Source organism: Microcoleus sp. AT9b-C3 (assembly GCF_036705485.1).
Classification (GTDB): domain Bacteria; phylum Cyanobacteriota; class Cyanobacteriia; order Cyanobacteriales; family Microcoleaceae; genus Microcoleus.
The window spans coordinates 107914-129982 of record NZ_JAUBUR010000009.1 but is presented as its reverse complement, the minus strand read 5'-3'; the positions used below and the strand labels follow the sequence as shown (position 1 = coordinate 129982).

At 46.2% G+C, this 22069-nt stretch carries 22 protein-coding genes; 13 read left to right on the top strand and 9 right to left on the bottom strand.

Annotated features, from left to right (window positions below; genetic code table 11):
• The first annotated feature begins 227 nt into the window (after positions 1-227).
• Positions 228-1127, top strand: a complete 900-nt coding sequence (locus tag QUB77_RS11230) for a DUF4436 family protein (protein ID WP_333173948.1) — start codon at positions 228-230, stop codon at positions 1125-1127.
• Positions 1128-1234: 107 nt separating this feature from the next.
• Here QUB77_RS11230 and QUB77_RS11225 read toward each other — a convergent pair whose 3' ends face one another.
• Positions 1235-2089 (bottom strand): SGNH/GDSL hydrolase family protein, encoded by an 855-nt coding sequence (locus QUB77_RS11225; protein WP_333173946.1) that lies wholly within the window; start codon positions 2087-2089, stop codon positions 1235-1237.
• A 361-nt stretch (positions 2090-2450) separates the two neighbouring features.
• Here QUB77_RS11225 and QUB77_RS11220 point away from each other — a divergent pair, with 361 nt between their 5' ends.
• The 8 genes from QUB77_RS11220 to QUB77_RS11185 all read left to right on the top strand — a co-directional run bounded on the left by QUB77_RS11220 (position 2451) and on the right by QUB77_RS11185 (position 10934).
• Positions 2451-2693 (top strand): DUF7219 family protein, encoded by a 243-nt coding sequence (locus QUB77_RS11220; RefSeq protein ID WP_333173942.1) that lies wholly within the window; start codon positions 2451-2453, stop codon positions 2691-2693.
• A gap of 106 nt (positions 2694-2799) precedes the next feature.
• The gene (locus QUB77_RS11215; RefSeq protein WP_333173940.1) at positions 2800-3333 is read left to right on the top strand and encodes an RDD family protein; all 534 of its coding nucleotides are present in this window, start codon (positions 2800-2802) and stop codon (positions 3331-3333) included.
• Positions 3334-3371: 38 nt separating this feature from the next.
• The gene (gene rpmG / locus QUB77_RS11210; protein WP_006631376.1) at positions 3372-3560 is read left to right on the top strand and encodes a 50S ribosomal protein L33; all 189 of its coding nucleotides are present in this window, start codon (positions 3372-3374) and stop codon (positions 3558-3560) included.
• A gap of 168 nt (positions 3561-3728) precedes the next feature.
• Positions 3729-3944: a 30S ribosomal protein S18 gene (gene rpsR, locus QUB77_RS11205; RefSeq protein ID WP_006631377.1), complete on the top strand. Its 216-nt coding sequence runs from the start codon at positions 3729-3731 to the stop codon at positions 3942-3944.
• A gap of 316 nt (positions 3945-4260) precedes the next feature.
• Positions 4261-6267 (top strand): ribonuclease R family protein, encoded by a 2007-nt coding sequence (locus QUB77_RS11200; protein WP_333173937.1) that lies wholly within the window; start codon positions 4261-4263, stop codon positions 6265-6267.
• Between the two features lie 431 nt (positions 6268-6698).
• On the top strand, positions 6699-8144 hold the full coding sequence (locus QUB77_RS11195) for a 1-acyl-sn-glycerol-3-phosphate acyltransferase (RefSeq protein ID WP_333173934.1): 1446 nt from the start codon (positions 6699-6701) through the stop codon (positions 8142-8144).
• A 157-nt stretch (positions 8145-8301) separates the two neighbouring features.
• On the top strand, positions 8302-9189 hold the full coding sequence (locus QUB77_RS11190) for a histidine kinase dimerization/phospho-acceptor domain-containing protein (RefSeq protein ID WP_333173932.1): 888 nt from the start codon (positions 8302-8304) through the stop codon (positions 9187-9189).
• Between the two features lie 296 nt (positions 9190-9485).
• On the top strand, positions 9486-10934 hold the full coding sequence (locus QUB77_RS11185; protein WP_333173929.1) for an IctB family putative bicarbonate transporter: 1449 nt from the start codon (positions 9486-9488) through the stop codon (positions 10932-10934).
• A 267-nt stretch (positions 10935-11201) separates the two neighbouring features.
• On the opposite strand, the gene QUB77_RS11180 is transcribed toward QUB77_RS11185, so the two are convergent.
• From QUB77_RS11180 to smpB, 3 genes are all read right to left on the bottom strand, one after another.
• Positions 11202-11432 (bottom strand): Osc7112_2153 family protein, encoded by a 231-nt coding sequence (locus QUB77_RS11180; RefSeq protein WP_333173927.1) that lies wholly within the window; start codon positions 11430-11432, stop codon positions 11202-11204.
• Positions 11429-12154, bottom strand: a complete 726-nt coding sequence (locus QUB77_RS11175) for a tetratricopeptide repeat protein (RefSeq protein ID WP_333173926.1) — start codon at positions 12152-12154, stop codon at positions 11429-11431. Before QUB77_RS11175 ends, QUB77_RS11180 begins: the two co-directional genes overlap by 4 nt.
• Positions 12155-12889: 735 nt before the next feature.
• Entirely contained in the window at positions 12890-13357 is a 468-nt protein-coding gene (gene smpB, locus QUB77_RS11170; RefSeq protein ID WP_006631384.1) for an SsrA-binding protein SmpB, read from the bottom strand.
• Between the two features lie 127 nt (positions 13358-13484).
• Here smpB and xrtO point away from each other — a divergent pair, with 127 nt between their 5' ends.
• Both xrtO and QUB77_RS11160 read left to right on the top strand, forming a co-directional pair.
• Complete coding sequence (gene xrtO / locus QUB77_RS11165; protein WP_333173924.1) at positions 13485-15038, top strand: exosortase O; 1554 nt, start codon at positions 13485-13487, stop codon at positions 15036-15038.
• Positions 15028-17928: a TIGR02921 family PEP-CTERM protein gene (locus QUB77_RS11160; RefSeq protein WP_333173921.1), complete on the top strand. Its 2901-nt coding sequence runs from the start codon at positions 15028-15030 to the stop codon at positions 17926-17928. Before xrtO ends, QUB77_RS11160 begins: the two co-directional genes overlap by 11 nt.
• Before the next feature lie 204 nt (positions 17929-18132).
• On the opposite strand, the gene QUB77_RS11155 is transcribed toward QUB77_RS11160, so the two are convergent.
• Positions 18133-18435 carry a Rieske (2Fe-2S) protein gene (locus QUB77_RS11155; RefSeq protein ID WP_333173919.1) on the bottom strand — a complete coding sequence of 101 codons (303 nt, stop codon included), beginning with the start codon at positions 18433-18435 and terminating at the stop codon, positions 18133-18135.
• Between the two features lie 99 nt (positions 18436-18534).
• Positions 18535-18771 carry a helix-turn-helix transcriptional regulator gene (locus QUB77_RS11150; RefSeq protein ID WP_333173917.1) on the bottom strand — a complete coding sequence of 79 codons (237 nt, stop codon included), beginning with the start codon at positions 18769-18771 and terminating at the stop codon, positions 18535-18537.
• A 115-nt stretch (positions 18772-18886) separates the two neighbouring features.
• Between QUB77_RS11150 and QUB77_RS11145 the strand changes: the two genes are divergently transcribed.
• On the top strand, positions 18887-19150 hold the full coding sequence (locus tag QUB77_RS11145) for a peptide ABC transporter substrate-binding protein (protein ID WP_333173915.1): 264 nt from the start codon (positions 18887-18889) through the stop codon (positions 19148-19150).
• Positions 19151-19342: 192 nt separating this feature from the next.
• Here QUB77_RS11145 and QUB77_RS11140 read toward each other — a convergent pair whose 3' ends face one another.
• The 3 genes from QUB77_RS11140 to QUB77_RS11130 all read right to left on the bottom strand — a co-directional run bounded on the left by QUB77_RS11140 (position 19343) and on the right by QUB77_RS11130 (position 21810).
• Positions 19343-20011 carry an HAS-barrel domain-containing protein gene (locus QUB77_RS11140; protein WP_006631388.1) on the bottom strand — a complete coding sequence of 223 codons (669 nt, stop codon included), beginning with the start codon at positions 20009-20011 and terminating at the stop codon, positions 19343-19345.
• Positions 20012-20416: 405 nt separating this feature from the next.
• A complete protein-coding gene (locus QUB77_RS11135; protein WP_332977793.1) occupies positions 20417-20608 on the bottom strand; it encodes an NAD(P)H dehydrogenase subunit NdhS in 192 nt (63 codons plus the stop codon).
• A gap of 131 nt (positions 20609-20739) precedes the next feature.
• Complete coding sequence (locus QUB77_RS11130) at positions 20740-21810, bottom strand: Mrp/NBP35 family ATP-binding protein (RefSeq protein WP_333173910.1); 1071 nt, start codon at positions 21808-21810, stop codon at positions 20740-20742.
• 128 nt (positions 21811-21938) lie between these two features.
• On the opposite strand from QUB77_RS11130, the gene QUB77_RS11125 reads away from it, so the two are divergent.
• Positions 21939-22064 carry a hypothetical protein gene (locus tag QUB77_RS11125; RefSeq protein WP_333173908.1) on the top strand — a complete coding sequence of 42 codons (126 nt, stop codon included), beginning with the start codon at positions 21939-21941 and terminating at the stop codon, positions 22062-22064.
• The last annotated feature ends 5 nt before the right edge of the window (positions 22065-22069 follow it).

Genomic DNA, 22069 nt, shown 5'->3' with positions numbered 1-22069 from the left:
CGTTGATTCGCCTGGTTCTTGCGTCGATAATCGCCACAACCCGCCGGGGGTTGAAAACCCCCGTCTCACAGCGAAAGTCCTCTAAAAGAGGACTAAAACCCACATTTATTGTCGATCGACTTTCTTTAGTCGGTTTTAACCGACTTTAGCTATGAGACAGGGGTTTAAACCCCTGGCGGACTGCCGGGAGTGCTAACAACTATTCAAGATGTAAAATATCATAATAAATGCAAACTATCAACACATTTAATTTCAAAAAAATACTTATTTTAATTAGCACTTTTCTCGCAATTTTCGCAATCATCTTATCTATTTACTCTCACAATGCTAACGCCCAAGAGCCTTACAATCCCTCTCCTGAAAGCCTTGTAGCCTCCAAAGGCTTGGTTGAGGTCAAAATGACAGTAATTGCCGTTGATCCCATTAAAAATGAATTAGAAGCCCGGTTGCAGTTTGAACTCAAAGGTATCTATAAAAAAGGGCCAACTTACCCGGCTCAAGACTTGTTAATGACAGTTAACGGCGCAAACGTACAGGATTCGGAAATTACCTTTAAAGAAGGCAAACCGATGATTGTCCCTGCATTGAAGTTTAACTTAGTCAAAGGAAAAATTAACAATTACCCGTTTGACAGGCACATTGCTAAAGTAGCTATTTCGATTGACCCGCTGCCTTCGATTGGTAAAAAGTTTGCTCCCTTTGAACTGAATCCCGTGCCGCTGGAATTTAAGTTTAATGCCGACGTTCCAGGTTTCGACATCAGTTATAAGCCGATGGAGGAGAATTCATCTATCTTTATTTATATCGATGTTTCTGCAACTCGATCGCTCCCGGTCAAATTCTTTGCCTTAGTGATTATTGTCATCATGTGGGTGTTGTCAGTAATGGCGCTTTTGCTAGCATTAAAAGTGATGAAATCAGGCAAGTTGCCGGAAGTGGGAATGCTGAGCTGGACTGCTGTCATGCTGTTTGCTTTTCCCGCGATTCGCAATGCTCAACCGGGAGTGCCTCCGGTGGGAACTGCAAGCGATTTCCTTTCATTTTTTTGGACGGAAATTATAGTTGTGGTGGCCTTAGTTATTATTGGTAGCTGTTGGTTGAAGCGGTATCATCCACCGATTGAGTGATGTTAGATTTGAAAAATTTACCCACATATAAATCAGGTGGCTTGTACCCTAAATACTTTCAATTAACAGTCAACACTCAACAGTCAACACTCAACAATTAACTAAATTCACTTTTTGACTTCCAAATTTTCAATATCCTTTGCGGGTACTCCCAAACCTCGCAAAATAGTAAAAGCCATAATTCGATAGCCCGACGGATTCGGGTGAACTCCATCTGCGGCCAACAAATTCAGAGTTTTACCTGCGTGCTTTTGATACGTGCCAATAACTTCCCGAAAAGGCGCATTCAAATCTATAAACAAGCACTGATTCTGCACCGCAATTTCTCGCATCGCGGCAATATACTCTTGCAATCGGCGATTTTCTGGGCCGTCGAGAATTTCGCGGATAGGAGTAGGAGAAAGCAGTACAACTCGAATTCCTGCGGCTTTTGCCGCCAGCACCATTTGAGTTATTTTCTCCCGATATTCTGCCAGTGGCACTCCCGTGGGCAAGTTGCCTTGCGGATAAAACTGAATGTTTTGGAAGTCGAAGAAAGCGTGCCAAACGTCGTTGACTCCGACATTAATCATCACTAAATCTGGCTTTTGGTCGATCGCATCTTTCTGGAAGCGCGCTTGCATATCAGTCGCCTTGTTACCGGAGATTCCGGCGTTGACGATTTCGATTTGGCGATCGGGATAAAGGGCATTCAGATAGCGTTGCAGCAGCCAAACGTAACCTCCGGGGTATTTCCCAGCCTCGGTGATGCTGTCGCCCACTGTCACAATTTTGCGCTTGCCGGCGAGCACGTTCTGAATTTCTGGTGGCGGCGTTGCTTGGGATACGGATTCTTTAAACACTGGAATTAAAGAGTGAGGAATGTTGAAGGCGATAACAGCAGCAATTACGGCGATGCCAAGTCTAATTAAAACTTGCCTCAGCCGGGGTTTGGGACGGGGCGATCGCGCATTTGCAAACATTATGCAGTTTTTTACTAAAAATCTAACTATTGATGTCTGCAATAATATTATCCATTTTTGGTTTTTTTGTCACTTATTTCAATAACTCAGTCCTCGACTAACAAAAACCTGGTTTGGACGCCAAATCCGAAGTTATAAGCCTTAAGGCATAAACCTGGTTGTTGACCCCGCCTGCCTAAATTGTACACGTGAAATCACTGAGGTTTTTGTCGCCCCGATATGTCCGTGTAATTGCCATCACAAAAAAGTTCGCTCAATATCACATAATTTCTGCTACTTACGGCACAACTTTAGAAGATAATCCCGGTTTATAATATTATTGATTAGTTCAGGAAACAAGTTTTCAGGCGAGGTTAAAGCAATGGTAGCACATTCAAATTTTTTATATCCTCAAAATCGCTATTACGGTGAAGTAAAGCCAGAGAATTTGGTATTTAATGCGAATTTACAAGAGTTTTCTCAGCGAGTGGGTTATATCAGTTCCTTGACATCTAACGGTAAAATCTCTGTGGAACAGGCATTTACTCAAATACAAAAACTCTGGGAAGAGGTGGAAAACTCGAAAAAGCAGTTGGGAATTGGCGAAAATCCATTTTCAGCTTGAATAATTAGCGGTTGGCTTGGAAGTTCGGTTACGCGCCATTGATGCCGATCGATTAATCGAGAGCTTAAAATCAAAAAGTAGCTAGTGGCGATCGACCTTTTTGCCTATGAGTTCCGATTTAGTACCCCTCCTTCCCAAAGTATCCCTCGGCCGCCGCGCAGCGGCCTTCTGCATCGACGGAATCGCAGTTTGGCTGCCCAGTTTGCTTCTGGGCAATAATGCGATCGTCCAAACCATATTTTTTGTTTTGCTGTGGCTGATCATGCGCGTAGCCATCGTCAGGAAAAACCAAGGTCAAAGTCTCGGGCGCTGGGCTTTGGACATGAAAATTGCCGATACCATATTCTTACGGACTCCCGGAGTGCAAGAACTGTGCAAGCGCGAGGCATTGCTGGGCATTTGCGCCGCCTTAGCCTTCGCAGGTATAACTGGGATCACATCTACCAACGCCGCCGTTTTGCTGCTGATGCTGCCCCTGGCGATCGACTGTAGCGTTGCCCTCAACTCCGGCGAAAGGTTTCCCCAAGCTTTCCACGATCGCATCGGCCGGACGATGGTCGTCGGAACCCGCCGCGGCTACTCCCTCGACATCAAAGTTAGAAGATTGCTTGACCAAGTGCAGAGCAATGTGAGAAGATAATAAATTGTGTTTAAATTAGTCGAAATTTATTTAGAATTATGGCTAAAGGCGTCCGCATCATAATTACTCTAGAGTGTACTGAGTGCCGTACAAACGTAAGCAAACGCTCCAAAGGCGTGTCTCGGTACACCACCACCAAGAACCGTCGCAACACGACGGCGCGGCTGGAACTCAAAAAGTTCTGCCCCCATTGCAACAGCCACACGGCCCACAAAGAGATCAAGTAGTGATTAGTCATTAGTCCTTAGTCATCAGTTATCAGTTGTTGGCAATTGATATTGATCCGCGAAAAGCAGATAACTAACCAATGCTTTCCTGACGGCTAGCAACTAACGGCTAATAACTAAAAACTAACAATCAACAGTCAACAAACAACAGTCAACAAACAACAAACCATGACTTACTTTCGCCGGCGCGTTTCGCCCATCAAACCAGGAGACCCGATCGACTACAAAGATGTCGATTTGCTCAAAAAATACGTCACAGAACGCGGTAAAATTTTGCCCCGCCGGATTACCGGTTTGACTGCAAAACAGCAGCGAGACCTGACCAGAAGCATCAAAAGAGCAAGAATTGTAGCTTTGATGCCCTTCGTAAACCAAGAAGGTTAACAGGATTTGGGATTTTGGGTTTTAGATTTTGGACTGGGAATAAGACTTGCGCGAAAAGAACGTCTTTCTGTCATTATTAATAGTGCAGAAAGAATGCAGCGAAAAAATCGCGAAATAGGGTTAAGAGTCGCCGCAGCGCAAGTCTTAATCACAAGTCAAAAGTTAAAAAAAAAGCAAGAATAAAAAACAAGTTTTTAGATTTTAACTTTCACAATTGACCAGAAAAATTGCCAATATCCAAAATCTAAAATCGCAAGCTCGAAACTCGATAAGTGGCTACTGTAAAAATCCAAAATCTCAAATATAAAGCTGGCAAGTGGAGAAGGGAACGTTAGTAGAATTTAGAGTGCACGGCGACCGCCGTCTGGCAGTTGCCGATCGCCCCGACGGCAAGAAAAACTGGGTCGTGGTAGACGAAAACGGTCAACCGCACAGCATACCGCCCAAACAAATCACCTACGAAGTAGTCGGAGAAAGTTACAAACCCTCCGACATTCCCAAATTTCTCAAAGAAGTAGAAGCCTACTCAGATCCGTCGAGTTTGGAAGTCGCTTGGGAACTTTTAGTCGGTGACGGAGAAACAGCAGATCCCGAATCCCTGGCAATACTGCTATTTTCTGAGAGTAGTCCGGCCCAGTGTTACGCGGCTTACTGTTTGCTATCAACAGACAAACTGTATTTCAAACAAAAGGGCGATCGCTACGAACCGCGACCGGCAGCCCAAGTAGCCGAAATCAAACACCAGCAAGAAGTAGAACAGCAGCGACACCAAGAATCCCAAGGATTTTGGGATCGAGTCAAACAGCGGCTGGCAGGGGAAAATGTAGATTGGGAACACAGCGATCGAACTCGCCTCGACGCCCTAGAACGCTTTGCCCTCCTCGGAGAAGAAGCAACGCACCGCACCCCAGCCTTAGAAACTTTAGCCAGCTTACAACGGTCCGAAAACCCCGAAGCAGCATTTGGCCTCCTAGTCGATCTCGGCCTGTGGAGTACCCACGAAAACCTGTTTTTGCGGCGCAGCCAAATTCCCCTACAATTCTCCGCAAAGGTATTAGAAGTGGCCCAACGCTGCCTAGAAAATCCCCCAACCGACTCCGACACAAATCGTCTCGATTTAACTCACCTCAAGGTTTACACGATCGACGACGAAAGCACCACCGAAATCGACGACGGCCTCAGCTTAGAATTCCTCGAAAACGGCCAGCAGCGGATCTGGATACACATCGCCGATCCCACCCGCCTGCTTTCCCCCGGAGACGAACTCGACCTCGAAGCCAGAAAGCGCACCACTACGGTTTACCTGCCCACGGGAATGATCCCCATGTTTCCCCCAGCTTTGGCAACCGGGCCAATGAGTTTAATTCAAGGCCAAGAGTGCAGCGCCCTCAGCTTCAGCGTCACCTTAGACGAAATCGGCGCGGCTCAAGATTACAGCATCCACATCAGCACCATAAAACCCACCTACCGCTTGACCTACGATGACGTAGACGAAATGCTGGAGTTGGGAATCGAAGCAGAACCGGAAATAGCAGCGATCGCCTCAGCAGCAAAACTGCGCCAAAAATGGCGGGAAGCCCAAGGCGCAATCAGCATTTTTATGCCAGAATCCGTCATCAAAGTCAACGGCGACGACATCAAAATCCACGTCATCGACGACTCCACAGCCCGGATGCTAGTAGCCGAAATGATGATTTTAGCAGGTGAACTAGCCGCCCGCTACGGTCAAGCCCACAGCCTGCCCATACCCTACCGCTATCAGCCGCAGCCCGAACTTCCTCCTGATGAAGAACTGCTAGCCGTTCCCGCAGGCCCAGCCCGCGCTTGCGCCGTGCGTCGGTGTATGCCCCGCAGCGAAATGGGCCTCACCCCCGGACGCCACGCCGGCTTGGGCTTGGAATTATACACTCAAGTTACTTCCCCGATCCGCCGCTATACCGATTTGCTGACTCACTTCCAAATCAAAGCCCACCTGCGCGGCGAACCACTGCCTTTTTCCGCTGAAGAAATACAGGACATTGTAATGTGTCTCGGCACCGCAGTTAAAGAAGCCTCTACCGTCGAACGCCAAACAAACCGCTATTGGGGATTGGAATATTTGCGGCGCAACCCCGATGAAGTTTGGGAAGCTTTAATGCTGCGCTGGTTGAGGGAAGACAGCAATCTGGGATTGATTTTATTGGAAGAGTTGGGTTTAGAATTGGCAATGCGATTTGGTCGATCGGTCGAAATAGGCGATCGGCTAGAAGTCAAAGTCACCCACTGCGATCCGCGATCGGATGTCATTAACTTCCAGGAAATGATATTTGAAGCCGCACAATAGGATTTTAGATTTTAGATTTTGGATTTTGGATTGCGAAAATCTTAGTGACAGGACTTACGCGGTTGGGCTAGAAACACGGTTTCTTTAGGATCGGGAATTAAATAACTTACAATTTTAATTGTTATTGTGGGATGGGCGTCCCGCCCGTCCAAAAAGGGCGGACTCGACACCCCACTTTCCTTGTATAAGTTATTTAATTCTCATTCTTTAGTCGTTCTAGGTAAATATTGATCGAGTCAGGACTTACGCCTCAAAACCAAAAAAAGCGGGTTTTTGGCCGTTTCGGCGTGCCTTAACCCGTCTTCTCGGAAAAAAATCTCGTTTCTGAGAACTCGTGCATAAGTCCGAAAAGTAAGAAATCACTAAAAATTGGAAATTTTTACCGCAGGCTAGTAATCTAAAATCTAAAATCTAAAATCTAAAATCCCAAAATGCCCAATTCAATTAGCCAAGTTCAGCCGCCGCTGGAATTCATACCCCCAGCCTACAACCCTCTAGTGATGCAAGGTTGTAAGCAAATATTCCCCTGGTGGCTGCGATTTCGGACGAGTATCAGCCACGTTCAAGCCGAAAACGTCGAAACCCTCGCCGAACTATTCCACCAATTTCAAAATCAGAAAGTTCGCTTCTTGCTAGCCTTCCGCCACCCCAACTCAGACGATCCCTACTGTTTGGGACAACTAATTTGGAAACTCGTTCCCCAGGCAGCGCGCGCCAAAGGCATTCCCCTGCAATTCCCGGTACATTCCCACTTTATCTACGATCGCGGCATTCCCCTGTGGGCCGGTGCGGGCGTCGGCTGGTTGTATTCCCAACTCGGTGGCACTCCGATTGTTCGGGGGAAGATCGATCGCCTCGGATTGCGATCTGCCCGCAATTTATTTGCCAACAGCCAATTCCCGATCGCCGCCGCCCCAGAAGGCGCCACCAACGGTCACAATGAAATAGTTAGCCCCCTCGAGCCGGGAATTGCTCAAATGGGCTTCTGGTGCGTTGAAGATTTGCTAAAAGGCGAACGCACTGATGAAAAAGTGTTAATTGTGCCGATCGGCATTCAATACCGCTATGTCAACCCACCTTGGCAACCCCTAGAAAAACTTTTAACTCAATTAGAAATTGATTGCGGACTGCCACCCTTAGAACGCACCGAAATCGCTAATTTAGAGACTGCCAATCCCGATACCGAAAACCACAATCACAAATTCCAATATCTGCGCCTGATTCGACTTGGCAGCCATTTGCTAGCAGTAATGGAAGAGTTTTACAGCCGTTTTTATCATAAAAATTTACAGCCTGAAACATCTATTTTAACATCATTATCGCTACCCGAAAAAACGGGAAATGATTCGGGCAATGAAGTAATGATGGCTCGACTGAAAGCTTTGTTAGACGTGGGTTTGCAAGTAGCCGAAGAATATTTTAACTTAAAGCCCAAAGGCAGTTTAATAGACCGCTGCCGCCGTGTGGAACAAGCAGGCTGGGACTATATTTATCGAGAAGATATTAAAGATATTGCAGCACTTTCTCCCTTAGAAAGAGGATTAGCCGATCGCCTCGCTGAAGAAGCAAGTCTTCGGATGTGGCACATGAGACTTGTAGAAAGTTTCGTGTCCGTCACGGGCAGGTACGTCGCAGAACAACTGACAGCAGAACGTTTGGCAGAAACAACTTTACTGCTGTGGGACGTACTGGTTCGCATCAAAGGGGGAAATCCTTTCGGCAGACCGAAGTTGGGCAAACAGCAGGTACAAATGACCGTGGGCGAACCCATATCAGTGAGCGATCGTTGGGATCGATATCAAACCAGCCGCAGGTTAGCAGTTGCCGAACTCACTCAAGACTTGCAATCAGCTTTAGAAGCAATGATTAAATCTTAACTACTCCGATAAGGAAGAGCTTCTAGGGAAGAAGGAATATATATTTTTCTTCACTACGTTTTTTTGTGGTGAATTATAAACAGATTGTTATAAACTTTTGGAATAGGTCTAATAAACCGCAAACCCTCGCTCGACAATGAACCAATAAAAATTAGCGATGACTAACAAACCTATCGATTTGTCTACTAACTCAATTAAAGTAAAACTGCTCAATAATTTAGCGCAGGAATTGCTCACACCGCTCACTTCTGTCCTCGGCATGGCAAGCGTGTTGAAACAAGAAATTTATGGCCCCTTAACGAGCAAGCAAAAAGAATATATTGACGTGATCCAAGACAGCAGCCGCTCTTTGCGATCGCTAGTTGAAGAAATTTTGGAACTGGCAGAACTAGATGATTCCGCTTTCACCTTGAAGCGAACCGCAGTCGATATAGAAACTTTGTGTCAGCAGGTTGTGACCATCCTGTCGCCGACTGCAAGTAGACGAGAGCAAGAAATTAATTTGTCGATGGGCCCGGGCCCCCGCATCTGGTTGGTAGATAAAGATAAGGTTCAGCAAATGCTGCACCACTTAATTTTTAGCATTATTCAATCTGCTGGGGCAGGCAGCGTGATTCGAGTCCACGTTTCTCGGAAAGAAGACGGTATCAACATTGGAGTTTGGGTTTTTCATCCTTGGTTAGGGGAAAGTTTGCCCCATGCTAAACTCTACACCGACTACTTGTTGAACGCCGGATCTGGTAGCGGTTCGCCATTGCACTCCGAAACCGACTCCCCCGGAGTCGAAGCGCCACTCCCGACACAGGGTTCGCAGCGATTAACGCTGGCGTTTTCTGAGTTGGCGGCTTTGGTGGCCCAGAATGCAGAAGATACCGCACCGGTGTTAGCTGGTTACGGGGCGCGGGAACGCTTGGGGCTGCTGCTTTGCTGCCAATTGGTGGAAATTCAAGGCGGTCAACTCTCGATTCAAGGAACCCCGGAATCTGGGTATCGCTACGTGCTCTGGCTGCCCTGCACAAATGCTACGGAATTGTTGGAAGGCTAAAGAAGGAAGAAGGAAGTTCGGCAACGGATTTTCTAACGGATGTAACGGATGGAAAGAAGAAGGAAGAAGAAACAAGTCATTTGTTAATTAATACTGAGATGTTGCACCATTCTCAATAAGGTTTTTATGCGCGGGCTCGCGTACCCCCCACAAGAAACTTATTCTTTGTGGAGCAGACCAGAAAAGCATTAAGGGAGAATGGTGCAAGATTGGAGTTACTACCAATTGTCGATGCTTTTAGACTCAATTCCCAATTTCCAATTCCCAATTACCAATTACCAATAATCAATCTAAAAATGAATTCAGTTTGGCAACAGTTAACTCTGGCAAATTTGCCGCTCTCTCAGTGGCAAAGTAGAAGTTATTTATTCAATTTGGCGATCGGCTCTTTACGCAGTTGGCGGCAGAGTAGCTGGCTGATGCAGTGGGCCGAACCCTTGGGTTTTGTTTTGCTGGCCTTGACTTTCGGTTTGGCGCCGTTTGTAAACAATGCCTTGGTAGGGGTATTGATGGCGGCTAGCGCTGCATTTTGGGTACTGCTGACTGTTTCGGACGATCGCGAGATCCCCTTCACGCCGATTCATTTGCTGGTTCTGCTTTACTGGGGCATAGCCACTGTCGCAACGGCGATGTCGCCGGTCAAAATCGCCGCTGCTACTGGTTGGAGCAAGCTAACGCTGTATTTGCTGTTTTTTGCGCTGATGGCTCGGATATTGCGAGATCCCCGTTGGCGATCGTGGTTAATTGCCGTATTTTTGAACGTCTCTTTAATTGTCAGTTTCTACGGCGTGCGGCAGTGGATTGACAAAGTGCCGCCCTTAGCTACTTGGAACGATCCGACTTCTACTCAAGCCAATGTCACGCGAGTTTACAGCTTTCTGGGAAATCCTAACTTGCTTGGTTCCTATTTGCTGCCGGCCATTGCATTGAGCGCCGCCGCACTTTTTGTGTGGAAAGGATGGGGAACAAAAGTTTTAGCGCTGACGATGCTGGTGGTGAATTGCGCGTGTTTGCGCTACACGGACAGCCGGGGTGCTTGGATCGGTTTTGTGGCTCTACTGGTGGTATTTTTAGTGCTGCTGTGGTACTGGTACAGCCCTTTGATGCCTCGGTTCTGGCGGACTTGGGCGCTGCCGTTAGGGTTAGGAGGTTTGGCGGGAGCCTTAATTTTGGGAGTGGCTTTAGTGGAGCCTCTGCGCGATCGAGTTTCGAGTATGTTTATCGGCCGAGGTGACAGCAGCAACAATTTTCGGATTAATGTTTGGACGGCGGTGGTTGACATGATTCGCGATCGACCAATTCTCGGAATTGGGCCGGGAAACACTGCTTTTAATAAAGTTTATCCGCTTTATATGAGGCCGAAATTCACTGCTTTGAGCGCTTATTCAGTGCTGCTGGAAATTGCGGTGGAAACTGGTTTTGTCGGTTTAATGTGTTTCCTTTGGCTGATGACTGTCACCGTCAATCAAGGTTTGTTGCAGATCAAACATCTGCGGGATTCACAATTTAAAATCTCTAGTTTAGAGAAAGAAGCTCAAATCCAAAATCTCAAATCGAATCAGGGGTTTTGGTTGATTGGGGCGATCGCAACTTTAGCCGGCATGATGGCCCACGGTTTTGTCGATACAGTTTGGTATCGGCCAGAAGTTAATATGCTGTGGTGGTTGATGGTGGCGATTATTGCTAGTTTTTATAGCAACTCGCATCAGCAGCAGCAAGATTCAGCTTTGACGGAGGGCGAGTAGATAGAATTGCTGGCGGGGATTTTTTCCCCGCCCGGTGCGGATTCCAGCAATGATGAAGAGTTATATCAGTGCAAAAAAAGAATGCAGCTTTATGCAAGCTGCAAACCATTATAGCCATAAGTTATTTCCAATTCTTCAATTTTTAATCTCAAATCTCAAATGCTATAAGGTGCGGACGGCGCACCCTGCATACTACTACTACATACTACATACCTGTTGCTGTAAAGTGGTGAGGGTACACTCTACAAAATTTATTGAAAATAACTCTTATTTTTCGCTCTCCCGAGGGAGGATGAATCTGGGACACGGATATTTTCCACCATCTCTATCTCTGCACCGCCGCCACGTCGATTGATTGGAGTCGAACGGCGTTTCGACGGATTCATTAACTGTAATTTTAACAGTCGAAGGAGTTGGCAGTGCTGTTGAGGCTTGACTTAGCTCCAGTACCGTTATAATTGCCAGTATGGTTGATGAAAACAAAACTGTGCGTTTCATTTATTTGTTTTTTCCTCGTTTAATCGTTGACGTGCCATCCCTATCCATATATCCTCATCGAATTCTTGAGAATCCGCATACTTTAGACAAATTTTCCACTGCGGTAGCGCTGCCTTAGTATTTTTCATCTTTTCTAGGACTTGGGCTTTTAAGCAGTAAGTTGCTGGTCCTTCACTATCAAGTTTAATGGCTTCATCCAGATGTTGCAATGCCTCTGAATATCGACCCTGTTCCAGGCGAGCCCATCCCAAGTTTTTGAGTAAAGAATATTTGACTCGATCATCCTCAGCTAATTTCAAACCTTGCCACAGGAAGTGAACCGCAGCCGGATAGTTTTTTTGATCAACTATATATAATCGAGCCAGATTGCTGTAAGCAGCAGGCAGACCGAGTTTGGCAGCTTGCAGATATTTTCCTCGGGCGCATTGTAAATCTTGCACCTCTTCGCAAAGCCATCCTAAATTGTAAAGAGCTGTTCGGCTTTTTGGATCTACCCAGAGCGCTAACTCATATGCTTTTTGAGTATCCGCCACTCGATTGGCTTTGTAGTTTTCAAACGCAATATTATTAAAAAAAGATGCCAGTTCCGGCAAAGCAATTTTCCAGCCGCCAAAGCCTACTGCTAGCATCAGCAAGAAGGCTCCCCACTTGGAGTTATGATGCTTTTTTGCTGGCTCTTTCATGGCATTGAAAATGTTAGCTAATGGTGTGATTTTTAGCATTTTTAACTTGAGAGTTGGGCGATATTTTGTTTGCCAGATTTAATTGCCACCCTAATGGCGTCATAATCTTACGAAATGACTCAGGTTTGAGCTTATTTCTCATAAGAGTTTGTCAGTCCACAGCCGAATGGTTGGGTAAAGCCCCGCTACCCAGATGTATTCGAGCATAGGTTAATCATTCATGGGACTCCACAATCCATCCGGATATTTTCAGAAAAAAAGAACCGGGAAGCCGGAGCCCGGAAGAAGGCACGACTTTTGGCGATCGATAAGTAATAATACTTACCTGGGCGACGAGCATCGCCCATATGCGACTGTATTAGGAGATAAGATGGCTCGCCTGAGTTTTAGGCGATAATAAAAATAAAACTTCTTGTGGTAGGAGTCCGAAAGCCTCGGTGAGGGAGACGCTCACACTAACGTTTCCAGCACAACGCCAGGAGAGCCGATGGGATGGACTCCGGTGAAATAACTCTCATTTAAGTTTGTAGTGACGATGAAAGCCCTCAAAATCCTCAAGGGGAGATATGGAGAAATATTATGATGAGTAATTAATCGAACGCGAGCAAAAATAATCAATCACTAGGGACAATCACTAATCACTCATTACTAATTACTCCTGACTAATAAACATCTTCCGAAATTCAATTTCAACCTTTGAGTGGCAAAGGTTGCAGTTTTTTTTCGGAGATGTCTAATGACGGATGACTAATGAAGGATGACAATGAGGGATGACTAAAATTGCTTCATCGCTCTTTCCATATCCCGCTTATCTTCGCGTTTCTTCAAATCTTCACGCTTGTCATACAGTTTTTTCCCTTTACCCAACCCGATATCCAGTTTTACCCAGCCGCCTTTCAAATACATTTTTAACGGCACTAAAGTCAAGCCTTTTTCTTCGACTTTGCCGATTAATTTGCGAATTTCCTGTTTGTGCATCAGCAATTTACGGGTGCGGCGGGGTTCGTGATTAAAATAGTTGCTAGCACTTCTCCAAGGCGAAATGTGAACGTTGATGAGCCACAGTTCCCCGTTCCGAACTAAACCATATCCGTCCCGCAAATTGGCTTTGCCTTCCCGAATAGATTTGACTTCGGTTCCCTTCAACTCGATGCCCACTTGGTATGTCTCTATAATTTCATAGAGATGGCGCGCTTGTCGGTTATCGCTAACAATTTTGTATCCTGGGCTTTTTTCGCTCATTTTTACCTCTGCTAAAATTAATTATTATAACGCTAGCTTCTCTGTAGAGAAAATCGAAGCTTGACAAAACTTAAATAATCGGTCTAGACATTACCAATTTGGCTGAGCTAAGATGTCACCAACGTGAATGTCAAGCGGTATCATGCAGCGCACCAATATCACTGATTCTGCAATTCCAGATTCTGTTACTCCTCATCCTGCGGTTAATTGGGTTTGGCTGGCTCCTTTTTTACTGGCGCTTGCTTGGTTTTGGGCCAATATCTCGGCTGTTAAGTGGCTGTTATCCTCGTTTGTTGAGATACCCACACTGTACAAGATAGTAATTGGTTTTTTGATTGTAGCATTAGTAGTGCGATCGATTGGGAACTCCGATCGCCCGCCGGGATTTTCGCCAAATTTCGTTCTGAGGCGATATCCGCTGCTGTTGATGTTGGGTGCGGGTATTTGCTCGATCGCCCTTCAGTGCATAATTGATATCAAACAAATTACTGTCCTGCTATTTATCCTCGGAACTTATGGGCTGTGCGGCTTATTGGTGGAGCCGAACTTTTGGCGAAAAAACTTACCAGTTGCGGGCTTACTGGCTTGTATTTTACCATTTAACAGTCAGTTGAATAGTGGCTTAGGTTTGCCGGCGCGAGTGCTGACTGCTCAGGTAGTAGAACAGTTGCTCTCAATGCTGCACATTGGGGCTATTTCTTCTTACGATATTATCGTTTTGGAAAACGGCATCGCTCACGTTGACGTGCCTTGTAGCGGCATTAAAACCCTCTTAGTGGGAACGCTATTTTTGCTAGCTGCTACCTGGCTAGAAAGCCGCAAATTAAGTTTAAAATGGCTGGCGGTATGCGCTGCTAACTTCTTAATGTTGTTGTCGGCTAACGCTTTGCGGGTTGCCGTGCTAGTGCTGGTTGCCCAAGTTTTCCAACAGCCAACTTATGCAGCAATGCTGCACGTACCCCTAGGAATTGTGGGTTTAATCGGCGCTTGCTTTTTAAGTTGGTTAATGCTGCAAAAAGTTCCGAAATTTCAAGAAACAAAAGAAACTGATTTTCACTCGCAACGGGATTTAGAAATACTCAAAAATCAGCCTTTGGCTAAACCGGGACTAATTGTAGCGGTGGCGGTTGTGGGTGCAATTTCTCAATTGTACCATGTAGAAAGTGAAAAATTAGCGATCGCCCCCCTAAAATTTCCCGCATCAATTGTGTCCGAATCAATCCCGCTGAATCCCAGCGAACAAAAATTCTTTGGCAATTACCCCGGCACCCAAACAGAGAAAAAGAGATTTGTGTCAGGCAACTTGCGCGGTTCCATGCTCACAGTAGCCAGCACATCTTGGCAGACTTATCACGCACCGGAACTGTGTTTTGTAGCCAGTGGCATTCCCGTAAATCGAATAGAAATAAAACAGCTAACTCCTGCTGTAACGGCGCGCTGGCTGTCTCTCAAAGACAACCAACTATCCGCTACATACTGGCTGCAATCTGCCCAGCAAACTACCGATAACTTCTTGTCGCGTATCGGCAGCGATCTCACTCACAAAAACCATACTTGGGTGCTAGTTTCTATTTTATTTAACAGTTCGCTAAAAGCAGAAAATTCTGAAGTAAAAAAATTTGCTAGTAATGTATACGATACCGTTAAACAAAGCTTAAAAGGAGAAATAAATGAAAATTAAACAGGTATTTAATACACTTTTTCAAACAATATTTTGGGTGTGGAATTTGACTTTTTTATCGATTGTTTACTTGGGGATTTTGCCGATTATAGGAGTGCCATTAATTAAAGCGACAATCGATGGCATTATCCCGCTAGAGTTTTCTTTGACGATGGCATCTACGATCGCAGTACCCACTGTATGTACTGTAATAGGAGCTAGGCGTTTTGGCAAGCAACCCCTACAGCTAATGCGTTGGTTTTACGGCGTAGAAGCACCGCTATTTTTGCTGTGTTTGCTCCGCTTGTTCCTGCTGCGAGAACTCACTCCAGCTAGTTCTCAAATCATCGCTACTATTGCTTTGTGCATTGCAGCATTTTCAGTGGAAATTCTGTACGGATATCTGGGTAAAAGAGAAAATGTTCAAAATATTTTCGATTCCCAGAATTCCCATAAGAAACCGCCTCGTTTTTTCAGTTGGATCGGAGAAAAGCGAAGTGCGTGGCTGCAATTAGGATGTCACAGTTTAATGATAGTAGTTGGCGTTTGGGCGGCAACATTGCTGCTTTATTACGCTATACCTGTGGCATTGTATACACTTTATGGATTCTTATTTTTCGTCATTCAATTTTTCAAGTTTACATGGGTTTCACCATTTCTGGAGATGTTTAAATACGGGGCGTGGGCCTCGGCTTTAATTTGGATACCGCTATCGTTTATATTGTTTGGTTTAACCTGTAGCTTGTTCGTGGTTATGCCTTCGCTGTACGGCTTTCTCTACATTCATTCGGGCCGGAAAATATGGCAGAGTTTTGCTGCACAATACGGGAAAAATAAAGCGCTAATCGGAAGTTTGGGAGTGATAGCAGCTTGGCTGGCTATTTTCTCAGCTTTGCAGCAGCAACCGCAAGTTGCAGCACTGAAAATGTTGGCGACTCCCCCCGCAAATGACACGGTTCGCCAAACTTTATTAGCCAAGTCTGATATGATTCGATCGGGCTTAGTCAATGCTTATTTGTCCCCTTACCGCTACCTCAGCACTGTAGGAGAAAACAACCACATTTATGAGATATACAAAAATATTTGGATTTTCCCTGACGAAGCAGCTCAAACTTTGCAGAACAGCTATAATTTTTTAATGTCGCCGTTTTTGTATCAAGGCTCTAGTGCTGATGTGGAAAAAGCCGAAAAACTCTACGGCGAATTCTTCGATACGGAACTGCAAAAAGGCGACACAGAAGCAGTAAAACACGCGGTACAGTCAACATCAAATCGGGAAGAAGCTAAAGCAGGTTTGCTGAATGTCAATCAGGAAAAAGTATGGTTGCAGTCGCAAGAAGTGACAGTCAAAGAAAACGGCGACTGGGCTGACGTTCAACTCTACGAAGTTTACAAAAATCAAACGCCGAACTTGCAAGAAGTCTTCTACTACTTTTCTCTGCCGGAAAGCGCCGCAGTTACAGGAGTTTGGCTGGGCGATACTGGCGATTTAAACAAACGTTTTGTATTTACGGTATCGCCTCGCGGTGCCGCACAGCAAGTTTACAATCAACAGGTGAGAGAAAGAGTAGATCCGGCTTTGCTAGAACAAATTGGCCCCAAACAATACCGTTTGCGGGCTTTTCCAATCCCAGCTAAACGAGAATTCACCCAAACTGACGGGCCAACGGAAATGCACCTGTGGCTTACTTACAAAGTCATGCGCCAGCCGCAGGGTTGGGCTATGCCTGTTTTGGCTGAGAAACGCAACATTTTTTGGAACCAAAATACTCGCCGCACGATCGCCGGAAAAGAGGTAAAATACAGCGGGAAAGAAGCAAGAGAAACTTGGCTGCCACCCTTTTTGCCCGCAGTCGCACAGCAACCTCTAACAGCGCAGCAGGCGATTCTACCGGGAGGAAATATCATTTCTGCTAAGCCGCTGGCTGATGCAAATTACTCCCTACCGCAAGGCAAGAAATTTGCAGTTATTTTCGATACTTCACGCAGCATGGCGGCGGAAAGTAAGGAAGTAAAAGAGACTTTTGAATGGTTGAAAACTAATGCAGCAGCCAAAAATGCTGTTGATTTGTATGTCGCCAGCCCTGCGGGAATGCCGCCTAAATTTGTTGAAGATGTACGCAATTTTGATGCCGCAAAGGTGACATTTTACGGTACAATCCAGCTCAAAGATATCCTGCAACAGTTTGCACAGTTGCGGGGCGATAAAAGTTACGATACTGTATTTGTGGTGAGCGATCGCCACAGTTACGAATTGTCGGACGATCGCAAACTTAAACTTTCCATCTCTGCACCTCTATGGACAGTGCATTTGGGAGGTTTGCCCCCCGGCTACGACGACGCAACTTTAAAGGTGATTCAAGATAGCGGTGGCGGAGTGGCTACGGGTATGAAAGAGGCGATGCAGCGAGTAGCAACCACAGCAGCTTCCGGCCAATCTACAGTTAGTGTTGTTGACGGCTATGTTTGGAGTTATGCCAAAACCCCGCAGTCGAAAAAAACCGCCAAATCGGCGCCAGTTGCAGAGTTAAAAGATACCGGAAATGAAGGCTTTAAACCGATAGCTGCGCGGCAGTTGATAACTGCACTTAGCAAGCAGAAAAGTTCCAATCAATTGACGCAACTGGATGCGATGCACGCAGTAGCTAAAAATTTCAAAGTGGTGACGCCTTATTCTTCGATGATTGTGTTAGTTAATGACGCGCAAAGGGAGCAACTAAAAGCAGCGGAAGCTAAGAGCGATCGATTTGACAGAGAGGTAGAATCGGGTAAGGAGGAGTTAACTAAGCCGAATAATCCTCTGAATGTTTCTGGCGTTCCTGAACCCGAAGAATGGCTGCTTTTGGCGGTAGGTGCGATCGGGCTTTTGGTGATTTTCCTCCGTCAGCGGCGCGCGAAAATGGTAGGTTGAAAGTAAATCCGGGTTGGCTACTCCCTCGATGGTTCGGCGGTTGAAACCGCTCCTTGTCAAACAAAGTCTGCCTCCGCAGACTAAGAGAGTGAGGGGGTATTTAAGCCGGACTTGATATCAAATATTAATCTACAGTCGTCTTTAGACGACTTGAGCTATGAGACAGGGGTTTCAACCCCTGTCGGACTTAGCTAATAACGAATACTAATCTATGTCCACAAAAACGCGATCGCCCTCAATCTTTACCGGATAAGATTCCAGGGAATCCCCTGGTGCATTCAAACATTTACCAGTATCTAACTTATACTGATATTTGTGAAAGGGACAGGTAATGATACCGCTGCTTACCTTACCCATGTCGATCGGATATTCTAAATGAGTGCAGGCATTGCGGTAACAAGTTACATTCATGCCTTGACGATTCAAAATCACTGAAGTTTCGTCAACCTTTACCTTCAAGACACCCCATTCGGGAACTTGATTTAGCGCTGTTATTTCTATCCACATATAATCTTTCTCGGTTTAAATAAATTATTGCAAATTAATGCGCGATCGCCCTTGAATGCAGCAAGGGCGATCGGTGCGACACTCTCCACACCTGATAACCTAATCGTTTTCCTCGCCATTTCCCAAGTACAATCTGACGAATTCATTAGCCGCCTCCCGATTGAATGTCTGCAACGCTTGCTTAATCGCAAATACCGCCTCAGCGGATGGATCTCGTTCTTCGCTCACCCAACGGCTAACGTTTGAGCGATCGATTTCCATCTTGGCCGCCAATTGATATTGACTGATATCGTATGCCTCTAATATTTTTTTGAGGGCTTTACCTGCTCTTCCCATGCTCCCGATTGTGTCAGAGAGTCATGCTCCTGTAAACGTTGCTGATTGTCATCTAACGCGCTACACTGCGATCCATTGACAATTAGCACCTATTAGATCGAGGAGATAGACCGCAATGACTCAAACACAGCTTTTTGTTTCCACAGATATCAACGAAATCCCGACATCGCCGACATCGCAGCCAAATCCTGTGCCTGCTGAACCAGACCGGGAACCTGTGCTGATCCTAGTGATTGGCTCCCAGAAGGGAATCGATAAAATTGTTAGCGCACTCTACTTGCGTCGCTTTGCAGGAGTTCAAGAATGGTCGCAGATTTTACCTGCCCCGACTATCGGCAAGCTCATGCGGAGTTTGATTCGCTATGTTTCTTTAGATTAAATTGGGCAAAAATGCTCTTTTACATCAGACGCAGTGTTCTGCAAAACTGAAGGGGGCGATCGCATTTTAAATTAAGTGCGATCGTTTCTTCCTTCTCAATTTAATTGTAAGGCTGATAAAATACCAGAGTCTGGCTGGTGCGATCGCCTCAATATTTGACGATCGCTCTCAAACAGATTAGTCAGTTGTCCCCTACGGATGAATCTGACTCAAAATCACCCTCAACCTGTCATAATCATCCTTCAACAAAACACTCAAACTCCTCCCTGCTTCCACCAACCAAGATCGATCGCGCATCCGCAACTGATAAATCTCCCGAATCGCCGCCGCCGTCAGCGCCTCCACCGGCGCATTAGCCACCCCCAGCAGCGTCCTCAAAAAATCCAACTGCACCGTAAAATCAATCACCTCATCGGGTTCGCAGCGATAAACCGCCTGGTGAATTTGCGGCGGGCGTGGCGGCAAATACTGATAAATTTTACCCCTAGATGGGCCGTGACCGTTCAACCTTTCCGGAGCAGCCTCAAACCCCACAATCGCCACTCGAAACTCGGTTTTTAGCATCGCAAAAATCTGCGGTTGTTCTTCCCGCAACTCTTCCAGCGACAAACCCAAAGCGCGAGCTCTGTGCACCGAGTCGATCGGGCTAGTCGTAGCGTAATAAACCACGCCGTAAATTTGATTTTTCGACTCTTCATCCTCGGCCTTCACCCAACTGCCAAAAGGTGGCATCACAGGAAAGCTTAAGTCTTCCGGTTCCAAACATTGAGCCAAAAACTCCGACGTTGCCGTCTCGATGACCTCAGCAATACGATCGGGATGGCGCTCTTTTGTAGCAAATTGGGGTAAAGGTAAACGCATAGTTTTAGTGATTAGTCATTAGTCATCAGTCATTAGTCATTAGTCATTGGTTTGGTGCTAGTTATCAATGCTATTGGGTCAGTGGCCTGGACTTGGGTACTTTGGCAATTAAAGGAATTACGAATAACTTCTATATGTAGGGTGCGCACTGCGCACCTTACCTAAAGGAATTACGAATAACTTCTATATGTAGGGTGCGCACTGCGCACCTTACCCCTATAAGAAGTGCGTCAAATCATTTTTTGCGTCCAGGACTGAATTACCAATTACCAATTCCTATAGTGCTGGACTCACGCGGGTCATAAACCCGGTTTCTTCCTAGATATTTCGCTACTAAACCAAGATTTCCCGCAGAAACCGGGTTTATGAGGCGTAAATCCTGTCCCAATGACTAATGACCGCTGACTATTTCACGCGACCAGCCGTAGCATCGACAAGTTCCAACTGCGACAGGCGGAACGTGATCAGCTTGTCCCAATTGCCACCTTCAAACAGTACCGCGACCTTTCCGTCGGTAACTCGCTGGACTTGTCCTTGAAAGGCGTAGTAAATCTCACCCTTATCTTTAACGCGAACTGCCGAACCTGGAAAAATCATAATTCTTTGAATGTTAAGTTTGCTGGTTATAGTTTACCTTTTCTCGTTTCTAGTTCCCAAGCAGAGCCTGAGAACTAGGCAAATCTTCGTGTACAGGAAGACGGGGGACAAACCCCAGAAAGGAGAGTTTGTTAGGCTAAGGCTGCTACGGAAACTTTACCGGCAATGCGACCCGCGATCGCCCGCAACTCCCTAGCTGAAGCAGAACCCGGTTGCCCCACCACGATCGGCACCCCCGAATCGCCACCTTCCCGCAACGGAATTTCCAGCGGAATGCAGCCTAACAGCGGCACTCCCAACTCAGCAGCAGTCTTTTCCCCGCCACCGGAACCGAAAATATCGTATTGCTTGTCAGGCATATCGGGCGGCACAAAATAGCTCATGTTTTCCACAATTCCCAACACCGGCACTCCCAACTGCTGGAACATCTTTAAGCCCTTGCGGGAGTCCAACAATGCCACAGTCTGCGGTGTCGTCACAATTACAACACCAGCCATCGGCACAGCTTGCGCCATTGTCAACTGTGCGTCTCCAGTACCCGGAGGCATATCGACAATCAGATAGTCTAAATCGCCCCAATTCGCCTGGTAGAGGAACTGCCGGATGATTCCGTTCAACATCGGGCCGCGCCAAATGACGGGCTGGTCTTTGTCAATTAAAAACGCCATCGACACCAATTTGACGCCGTAATTAAAGGCGGGTTCGAGGGTTTCTCCGCTTTTTCCGTCCCTAACCATGACTTTCGCGTCCCCCAAACCCAACATATTTGGGTCGTTGGGTCCATAGATATCCGCATCCAGCAAACCCACCTTAGCGCCGGTTTGCGCTAGCGCTACTGCCACATTTACCGCCACTGTGCTTTTGCCGACGCCGCCTTTGCCGCTGGAAATTGCGATAATATTTTTCACTCCTTCAATGCCTTGGCGATCGACCACTCCCTTCTGCTGTGGCGTCTCGGCTGTCACCTCCACCGCCACTTTTTCGACTCCTGGCAACTGTTTGACCGCTTTTTGGCAATCTTCGACAATAAATTCTCGCAGCGGGCAAGCAGGCGTTGTCAGCACTAAAGTAAAACTGACGACACCGCCGTCAATTTTTATGTTACGAATCATGTTCAATTCCACCAAACTCTTTTGTAGTTCGGGGTCTTGCACAGGTCGCAGGATTTCTAAGACTGAACTAACATCGAGTGTATTGGGCATTGTGTTCTCCACCATAGCTCTGCAATTGAGTTTGCGAATTTTCGCTCGCAGGTTTAAGTATATTTTTATTGCTATTTTTTAATGTAACTTCATAGCGATCATTTGCAGACCTACGGTGGCATAATTACATGACGACAGGATTTGGGACTCACGGTCAATCTCAAACTCAAATGCGATCGGCAAGAATTTCTACGACCGAAAGCAATTTGGTCACAATCCCCGAATTGAGCGGTGGTCGCAATTCTTCAATCTAAAATCT